Raw genomic sequence first — 9053 nt, forward strand, 5'->3', positions numbered from 1 at the left:
CCGTCTTGATTGAGCACAGTCTCGTCGACGACGAAGCCGCCGCCCACCGAGTAGTACGTCTTCGCGAGGAGGAGCGCACCCTCGCGGTCGTACGCGTGCATCGTCATGCCGTTGGCGTGGTACGGCAGGGCCTTGCGGCGGTGCAGGACCAGGTGGTCGTCCACGGCGAAGTCGATCTCGTGGTCCGCGCCGATCTGCGTGCCGAGCAGCCGCAGCCGGCCGGTCGACGCGATGCGCTCCACGTCCTGCTCGGCCCGGTTGACGTCGACCGTGTGCGGCTCGTTGCCCTCCAGGCCGAGCAGGACGGCCTTCGGGGTGCCGTGGCCGTGGCCGGTGGCGCCCAACGAGCCGAACAACTCCGCGCGTACGGCCGCGGTCTGGGCGAGATGGCCTTCTTCCTTCAGCCGTCCGGCGAACGTCCGGGCCGCCCGCATCGGGCCGACGGTGTGCGAGCTGGACGGGCCGATGCCGATGGAGAAGAGGTCGAACACGGAGATGGCCACGGGCGGGCTCCCTGGTCAGCGGAACGGGGTTGTTGCAAATAGCGCAACATTCACCTTTATGCGCAACAGCGTTTCGGGGCGGGAGGGGGTTGTCAAGAGGATCCGCGTACCCTCCCGGCCCCTGAGTGCGAAGGCGCAGCCGTCAGTACGTCTCGTCGTCGTCCCACAGGCCGAGCAGCGCCTCGTCGCCCATCGGCCCTGCCGTCTCCAGGGCCGGGCCGTGCACCGACTGCTCGGTCCAGATGACCTTGCCGCGGCCGGTGTAGCGGGTGCCCCAGCGCTGGGCGAACTGCGCGACCAGGAACAGGCCGCGCCCGCCCTCGTCGGTCGCCTTCGCCCGGCGCAGATGCGGGGAGGTGCTGCTGCCGTCGGACACCTCGCAGATCAGGGTGGCGCCGTCGCGCAGCAGGCGCAGCCGGATCGGGTCGTGGCCGTAGCGGATCGCGTTGGTGACCAGCTCGCTGATCAACAGCTCGGCGGTGAACGCGACTTGGTCCAGGCCCCAGGTCTCCAACTGGCGGGTGACGTCGGCCCGGACCCGGGACACGGCGGCCGGATCGCTCGGCACGTCCCAGGCCACCACGTCGTCGCGGCCGAGGAGCCGCGTACGGGCGATGAGCAGCGCGACGTCGTCCGCGGGGCGCTCGGGCAGCAGTGCCTCGAAGACCGCCCGGCAGGACTCCTCGGGGGCGCGGCCGGGCTGCGCCAGGGCGGTGCGCAGCAGCTCGAAGCCGGTGTCGATGTCGCGGGTGCGGTCCTCGACGAGGCCGTCGGTGTAGAGGGCCAGCTGGGAGCCCTCGGCCAGGCGCAGTTCGGCGGTCTCGAACGGCAGGCCGCCGCCCAGGCCGAGCGGCGGGGAGACGGGCACCTGCGGGTACTCCACCCGGCCGTCGGGGTGCACCAGGGCGGGACCCGGGTGCCCGGCCCTGGCGAGGGAGCAGAGGCCGGTGGCCGGGTCGTAGATCGCGTACAGGCAGGTCGCCCCCGTGACGGCCGGGCCCTCGCCCTCGGCGGTCTCGTCCTGGTCGATCTTGGCGACCAACTCGTCCAGGTGGCTGAGCAGTTCGTCGGGCGGCAGGTCGAGGGCCGAGAAGTTGTGCACCGCGGTCCGCAGCCGCCCCATGGTGGCCGCGGCGTGCAGCCCGTGTCCGACGACGTCGCCGACGACGAGCGCCACCCGGGCGCCGGGCAGCGGGATGACGTCGAACCAGTCGCCGCCCACGCCCGCCTGCGCGGGCAGATAGCGGTGGGCCACCTCCACCCCGGAGTGCGCGGGCAGTTCGTGCGGCAGCAGGCTGCGCTGCAGGGCGACCGCCATGGTGTGCTCGCGGGTGTACCGGCGGGCGTTGTCGATGGACACCGCCGCGCGGGTCGCCAGCTCCTCGGCGCAGGACAGGTCCTCCTCCTCGAAGGTCGGCTTCTGAGACCGCCAGAAGTTGACCGTCCCGAGGACCATGCCGCGGGCCCGCAGCGGCGCCGAGATCAGTGCGTGCACACCGTGGTCGAGGAGCCGCTGCGCGCGCTCCAGGTGCTGGGCGCGCCGGCCTTCGGAGCCGGCCAGGTCCGGTTCGAGCACGGCGCGGCCGCCCGCGAGGCTCTCGGCCACGGGGCTGCTCGGCACGTACCGGATCAGCTCGCCCACCGGCACGAAGGGGTGCGGCTCGTGGATTCCGTGCACGACCGTGCGGAGCATCTCGGTGCTCGCACCGTCCGGTTCGTCGCCGCGCGGTACGGCCTCGAAGAGCTCCACGGTGACGAAGTCGGCGAAGCCGGGCACCGCCACCTCGGCCAGCTCCTCGGCGGTGCGGACCACGTCGAGGGTGGTGCCGACGCGTACGCCCGCGTCGTAGAGGAGTTGCAGGCGCTCCCTGGCCACCTCCGCCCGGCCGGTCAGGGCCCGCAGTTCGGTGGTGTCGCGCAGCGTGGCGACGCTGCCGGACGCGGCGCCGCGGCGGTCCACGGGCCGGACGTTGACGGCGAGCAGCCGGTCGCCGGCCAGGAGCACCTCGTCGGCGACCGTCCGGCCGGAGGCGAGGAGCCGGGCGGCGTCCGGCTCCAGGCCCAGCTCGGAGACCTGCCGCTGCTCCGCGTCCGCGGGCAGTTCGAGCAGCCGCCGGGCCTCGTCGTTGGCGAGGAGCAGCCGCCCCTCGCCGCTGACGACGAGCACGCCTTCCCGCACCGAGTGCAGGACCGCGTCGTGGTGCTCGTACATCCGTGTCATCTCGGCCGGGTCCAGGCCGTGCGTCTGGCGCCGCAGCCGGCGGCTCACCAGGGCCGAGCCGACCGTGGCCAGGAGCAGCGCGACGGCCGCCGAGCCGAGGACCAGGGGCAGTTGGCCGGTCACACGCGCGTTGACGCTCTCGACCGTGATGCCGACGGACACCAGGCCGACGACCCGGCCGTCGCGGTCGACGACCGGCACCATCGTGTCCACGGCCTTCCCGACCCCCGGCGTCTCGTACGTCTCCTGGTGCACCCGCCCCGCGAGCGCCTCGCTGTACGAGCCGACGACGCGCTTGCCGATCAGGTCCGGGTCGGGGTGGGTCCAGCGCACGCCGGACGGGCTGAACGCGATGACGTAGTTGACCTCGGACTCCTTGCGGGCCTCCTCGGCGGCCGGCTGCAGCAGCGCGCTGGGGTCGTCCGACTTCATGGCGCTGAGCGTGCCGGGGGCGTGCGCGAAGGTCTCGGCCCCGATGCGGGAGCGGTCGTACGCCTCCTGCAGGCTCGTGCCCCGCGCTTCGAGGACGAGGGAGGCCACGGCGGCGAGGACGAGCAGGACCACGACGGCCAGATGGAGGCGGAAGACCTGGCTGGCCACGCTCCGACTCCGCGCACGCCGGCCGGTGGAGCGCGCCGAAGCGGTGGACGTCGCGGGCGCGGGGCTCGGGCGGCCGGGGCAGACCTGTCGGTGGGCACGCATGACGCCTCCGTTGTCGCGATCAGGAACGCGCTGACTTCCGGGGGGAAGAGAGGGCGGCCAGGTCCTGGTCCTGGCCGCGCCCATGGCAGAAAGCCGGCTCGGCGGACGCCTCGGGGCGTGGCCAAGTCGGCTGTCTGCCATGGCAGTCGGCACCGCGAGGGCGGCCGCAGCGGGTCAGGACCGTTCGAGTTCGCCGTCCTGCAGGTCCGTGCGGCGCCCCTCACCGGGCGTCGAGGGGCGCGTGGCGGCGCCGGGCGGGGCGCTGGTCTCGGCCAGGGTGCGGCCGCGGGTCTCCTCCGCCCAGAGCAGGGACACCAGCCAGCCCCCGAGCGTGATCGCGGCGCCGATCAGCATGGTCGCGCCGATGCCGAGCCGGCTGATGGAGATCGGCAGCAGGTAGGTGCCCGCGGCGGCCCCGACGCGGCTGATGGACGTCGCGACGCCGCCCGCCGTGGCCCGGATCCCGGTCGGGAACAGCTCGTTGGGGTACGTCCACTCCAGGACCGTGGGCCCTCCGGAGAACAGGGCGTACGTACAGAAGCAGAGGATGACCACCGCGACCGGCACGGACGAACCGCCGCCGAGGACCGCGAGGGGGACGGCCATCAGCGCGAACGACCAGACGATGACGGGCCGGCGCCCGATCCGGTCCACCATGCGCAGCGCGGGCAGGCAGCCGAGGACGAACACGATGCTGATCAGCGCCGAGCCCAGGTGGCTGGTGTTGCCCTCGCCGAGCCCGAAGGAGCCGAGGATCGTGGGGCCGAAGGTCAGCAGGGCGAACATCGGCGTGATCTGGCACATGTAGAACAGGCCGCAGAACAGCGTCCGCCGTAGATAGACGCCCTTGAACAGGTCGCGGACCCGGCTCTGTACGACGGACTGCTCGGCGGCCGAGGCGGCGAGCAGCTCCTCGATCGGGACCGTACGACCGAGGGCGCTCTTGATCGCGTCCTGCGCCTCCGCGGTACGGCCCTTGTTCACCAGCCACAGCGGCGACTCCGGGGTGCCGAGCCGCATGAGCAGCACCACGGCGCACAGCACGGCCGAGGACGCGACCATCCAGCGCCAGGCGTCGGGCCCGCCGATCTCGGCCAGCACGAAGCCGATCACGTAGGCCGCTGCCGCGCCGATGTACCAGGCGAGGATGAGGACGCCGAGCAGTCGGCCGCGGTGCTTGTTGGGCACCCATTCGGCGAGCAGCGACGTCGCGATGGGGTAGTCGGCCCCGATGGCGACGCCGAGGACGAAGCGCAGGATGACGACCTGCCAGCTGTCGGTGACGAAGACCGAGAGGACCGACGCCCCGACGAGCACGGCGAGGTCGATGGTGTACATCGCCTCGCGGCCGAGCCGGTCCGTGACCGCCCCGAAGAACAGCCCGCCCACGAAGATGCCGACCAGCGCGGCGGCGCCGATGAGGCTCACTTCCCCGGTGGACAGGCTGAGTTCGTTGGTCATGCCGACGAGAGAGACGCCGATGATGCTGAGCAGGTAGCCGTCGAGGAACGGGCCGCCCGCGCAGGCCCAGGTGAGTTTTCGATGGAACGGGTTGAGTGGCGCCTCGTCGATGGCACGGATGGACATCAGACCTCCCGGGGCGGGGGACGGGGGAGCGTGCGGGCGGTCGCGCACAAGGGGGCGCACGCGCCAGGTCAGCGCTGTGCCGGCGGTGTGGCCGGAAGTCACCCGGCCACACCGCCGGGCGGGCCCGCGGCGCTATGGGGAGACCAGGGAACCTGGTCGGAGGGGCCGTCCTGCACCGACGACTCCACAGGCGGGGCGCCGCTCTGGCGTTGCGTAGAACAGGACGAGTTTCTGCATGCGCAACCATCCATTGATGGCGAGGCGTCGTCAAGGCCAACGCCGGAAGAAGGGCGGGCGGGGGCGGGGAGGAGAGGTGGGGGGTCCGATGCGCCGGGAATCCGGCGACTCTTGACAGTCGTCCGCGCGAGCAGCCATCGTTGCGCACGCTGAAATCTGGTGCCCCATGCGCAACGAACCTTGCTCGGGCCGGTCGGCCCCCATCGAGGAGCTTGACAGTGACACATGAGGTTCGAGCTGTGACGCATGAGATCCGCGCCGCGATGCATGAGGTCCGTGCCGTGACGGATGAGGCCGTGGCGCATGAGGCCGTGATGCGTGAGGGCGTGACGCATGAGGCCGTGGCGCATCAGGTCCGCGCCGTCGTGGTCCGTGAGCAGGGCGCCCCCGCCTCCGTGGAGACCGTCCTGGTCCCCGACCCCGGACCCGGCGAGGTGCTGGTCCGGGTCAGCTCCTGCGGCGTCTGCCGCACCGACCTGGACCACCGCGAGGTCGGCGGCGACGCCCCCTTCCCCGTCCTGCTCGGGCACGAGGCCGCCGGCGTGGTCGAAGCCGTCGGCGCGGGGGTGACCCGGGTGGCGCCGGACGACTTCGTCGCCCTCAACTGGCGTACGGCCTGCGGCAGTTGCCGCTCCTGCAGACGCGGCCGGCTCTGGGGCTGCCGCGCCGTCCGCCGGGCCGACCGGCCGATGACGCTGCCGGACGGCACTCCGCTGTCCCCGGTCCTCGGCGTCGGAGGGTTCGCCGAGAAGACGCTCGTCGCCGAGGCGCAGTGCGTCAGGATCGACCCCGTCGTGTCACCGGTCGTCGCCGGGCTGCTCGGCTGCGGCGTCATGGCGGGCTTCGGCGCGGCCGTCCACACCGGCGGCGTCGGACGCGGGGACTCGATCGCCGTGATCGGCTGCGACGGCGTCGGCCTCGCCGCCGTCGCGGGGGCCAGGGTGGCCGGCGCGCGCCGCATCGTCGCCGTCGACGCCGACGGCCGCAGGCTGGACCTGGCCGAGCGGTTCGGCGCCACCGGCACGGTCGACTCGTCCCGGATCGACGCGGTCGACGGCATCAGATCCCTCACCGGCGGCCTCGGCGCCGACGTCGTGGTGGACGCGGTCGGCACCGCCCGTACGTACCGGCAGGCCTGCTACGCCCGCGACCTGAACGGCGTCGTCGTGCTGGCCGCCGCCCCCGCCCCGGAAGCGACGGTCGAGCTGCCACTGGGCGACGTCTTCGGGCGCGGCGGGTCGCTGAGGGCCTCCTGGCACGGCGACTTCCTGCCGTCCCGTGACGTGCCCGCGCTGCTCGACCTCTATCTGCAAGGCCGCTTCGACCTCCGCGCCTTCCTCGGCGAGAAGATCGCCCTCGACGACGTGGAGACGGCGCTCGGGCGGATGCGCTTCGGGGGAGACGTCCTGCGTCCCGTCGTGCTCATGTGAGGCGGGGCCTCGTGTGACGCGGGGACTTTTTCTGTCCCTCTTCTCCCCTCTCCCGGCCGCTGTTTCCGGGGTGCGAAGGCTGTGCGCAGCGCGTTCGCAGTGTGGTCCCTCCGGTGCTCGCCGAGGTGCTCCGATCCGCTGAAAACTCCCCTCTTGACACCGCCCTGGCCAACCGGAACAGTGTTGCGTATAGCAAGCCGCGTTGCGCTATACACAACAGCAAGCCGTTTGTTTCTCTCATCTCACGACGGGCTCCAGTGCCCCGCTCAACGGCCCCCCGCCCAGCCGGGCCCCGCTCTCTGGAGGTTCTCTCATGATCACGGTGTGCCGTATCGACGACCTGCCCCCCGGCGAGTCCATCCGCGTGACCGAGGGCGTCCCCGCGCCCGTCGCCGTGTTCCACACGGAGGACGGCGAGGTCTACGCGCTCGACGACACCTGCTCGCACCAGGACGCCTCGCTGAGCGACGGCTGGATGGAGGGCTGCTTCGTCGAATGCCCCCTGCACGCCGCCTTCTTCGACATGCGCACGGGCAACCCGACCTGCGCCCCGGCGAAGTTCCCCGTCCGCACCCACCAGGTCTCCGTCGAGAACGGCCACGTCCTGCTGCACATCTCCGTGGGAGAGCCCGCATGAGAAGCGTCACCGTCGTCGGCGCGTCCCTGGCGGGACTCAGCGCGGTGCGCGCGCTGCGCGCCGAGGGCTTCGAGGGCGACATCACCGTCGTCGGCAAGGAGCTCCACCTCCCGTACGACCGGCCCCCGCTGTCGAAGGAGTTCCTCAAGGGGAACCTCGACGCCGAGGCGCTCGCGCTCAGCGAGCCGTACGAGTACGAGGACCTGGAAGCCAACTGGCTGCTCGGCGAGAGCGCCGTACGACTCGACCCGGGCGCGCGCACGGTGACCCTCGCCGGCGGGCAGGAGCTGCAGAGCGACGGCGTGGTCATCGCGACCGGCGCCGCCCCGCGCACCCTTCCCGCGGCGGACGGCCTGGCCGGCGTGCACACCCTGCGCACCCTGGACGACGCCCTGGCGCTGCGCGCGGAACTCCTCGACGGCATGCCGCGCGTCGTCGTCATCGGCGCGGGCTTCATCGGCGCCGAGGTCGCCTCCACGGCCCACCGACTCGGCCTGCACGTCACCGTCGTCGAAGCCCTGGACGTCCCGCTCGAACGCCAACTCGGCCGCGACATGGGCCTGTTGGCCGCATCCCTGCACACCGACCACGGGGTCGACCTGGTGTGCGGCACGGGCGTGACGGGCTTCGCCGGGGAGGGCCGCGTGGCCGGAGTCCACCTCGCCGACGGCCGCACCCTGCCCGCCGACGTCGTCGTGATCGGCGTGGGTGTGCGACCCGCGACGGACTGGCTCGTCGACTCCGGCGTCGAACTGGACGACGGCGTGGTCTGCGACGCCGGCTGCGCCACCAGCGTCCCCGGCGTGGTGGCGGTCGGCGACATCGCACGCTGCCCCAACCCGTTCACCGGCCGGCACGCCCGCATCGAGCACTGGAGCAACGCCAACGAGCAGTCCAGGACCGCGATCCGCACCCTGCTCACCGGAGTCTCCGCCCAACCCCCGGCGACCGCCCCGTACTTCTGGTCCGACCAGTACGGCGTACGCATCCAGCTCGCCGGACATGTGCCCGCGGGCGCCCGGCCCCGGATCGTCGAAGGGGACGTCGACAGCCGGTCCTTCGCGGCCGTCTACGAGATCGCCGGCGAGCCCGTCGCCGCCGTCGCCATGAACCAGCCGAAGCTGTTCAACCGCCTCCGCCGCAAGCTCACCCCCGCCCTGGCCGCCGTCGCCTCGTGAACCGGCGCCGACTCCCCACCCGTCCACGGAGAACGCCATGACCGTGCCGCCGCACCTGCGCTACACCTGGGATCACGAGTGGCTGGCCATCGAGGCGGGCAACGGCACCGTCGGCGTCACCGAGTTCGCGACCAGAACCCTCGGGGACGTCGTCAGCCTCCGGCTGCCCGAGGTCGGATCCTGGGTGGAGGCGGGGGAGACGTGCGGGCAGATCGCCTCGCCCACCGCCGTCAGCGAGCTGTACGCCCCCGCATCGGGCCACATCACCGAAGTCAACACCCGGCTCGTCGCCGACCCGAGCATGGTCAACTCGACGCCGTACGACGGGGGTTGGCTGTTCAAGCTGCGGGTCGAGAACATCGCCGGCGCGCTGTCCGCCGACGCCTACGCCGCCCACTGCGCCCTCACTCAAGGAGCCCGTCGATGACCGCCTTCCACCAGTCGCTGCGTGAGCTCGACCCCGATGTCGCGGCGGCCGTGGACGCCGAGCTGCACCGTCAGCAGTCCACCCTGGAGATGATCGCGTCGGAGAACTTCGCTCCGGTCGCGGTCATGGAG

General features: G+C 72.5%; 7 protein-coding genes and 1 pseudogene. 5 read left to right on the forward strand and 3 right to left on the reverse strand.

Annotated elements, in window-relative coordinates:
* From QIS96_RS37410 to QIS96_RS37420, 3 genes are all read right to left on the reverse strand, one after another.
* Nucleotides 1–503: serine dehydratase beta chain (locus QIS96_RS37410; protein ID WP_282547354.1), on the reverse strand; the 503-nt coding region annotated here is incomplete at its 3' end.
* A 142-nt stretch (nt 504–645) separates the two neighbouring features.
* Nucleotides 646–3426 carry a SpoIIE family protein phosphatase gene (locus tag QIS96_RS37415; RefSeq protein ID WP_408907331.1) on the reverse strand — a complete coding sequence of 927 codons (2781 nt, stop codon included), beginning with the start codon at nt 3424–3426 and terminating at the stop codon, nt 646–648.
* 174 nt (nt 3427–3600) lie between these two features.
* Nucleotides 3601–5013, reverse strand: a complete 1413-nt coding sequence (locus QIS96_RS37420) for an MFS transporter (protein WP_282547356.1) — start codon at nt 5011–5013, stop codon at nt 3601–3603.
* Between the two features lie 578 nt (nt 5014–5591).
* On the opposite strand from QIS96_RS37420, the gene QIS96_RS37425 reads away from it, so the two are divergent.
* From QIS96_RS37425 to QIS96_RS37445, 5 genes and pseudogenes are all read left to right on the forward strand, one after another.
* Complete coding sequence (locus QIS96_RS37425; protein WP_282547360.1) at nt 5592–6680, forward strand: zinc-binding dehydrogenase; 1089 nt, start codon at nt 5592–5594, stop codon at nt 6678–6680.
* A 313-nt stretch (nt 6681–6993) separates the two neighbouring features.
* Nucleotides 6994–7317, forward strand: coding sequence for a bifunctional 3-phenylpropionate/cinnamic acid dioxygenase ferredoxin subunit (locus QIS96_RS37430; RefSeq protein ID WP_282547357.1), 324 nt, complete (start codon nt 6994–6996; stop codon nt 7315–7317).
* Nucleotides 7314–8495: an NAD(P)/FAD-dependent oxidoreductase gene (locus QIS96_RS37435; RefSeq protein ID WP_282547358.1), complete on the forward strand. Its 1182-nt coding sequence runs from the start codon at nt 7314–7316 to the stop codon at nt 8493–8495. Before QIS96_RS37430 ends, QIS96_RS37435 begins: the two co-directional genes overlap by 4 nt.
* Nucleotides 8496–8532: 37 nt before the next feature.
* Nucleotides 8533–8922, forward strand: coding sequence for a glycine cleavage system protein GcvH (gene gcvH / locus QIS96_RS37440; RefSeq protein ID WP_282547359.1), 390 nt, complete (start codon nt 8533–8535; stop codon nt 8920–8922).
* Nucleotides 8919–9053, forward strand: a pseudogene (locus QIS96_RS37445) (serine hydroxymethyltransferase); the annotation flags it as partial. The gene gcvH and the pseudogene QIS96_RS37445, both read left to right, overlap by 4 nt.

It is taken from the genome of Streptomyces cavernicola, from assembly GCF_029968035.1.
In the GTDB taxonomy this organism is placed as follows: Bacteria; Actinomycetota; Actinomycetes; order Streptomycetales; family Streptomycetaceae; genus Streptomyces; species Streptomyces cavernicola.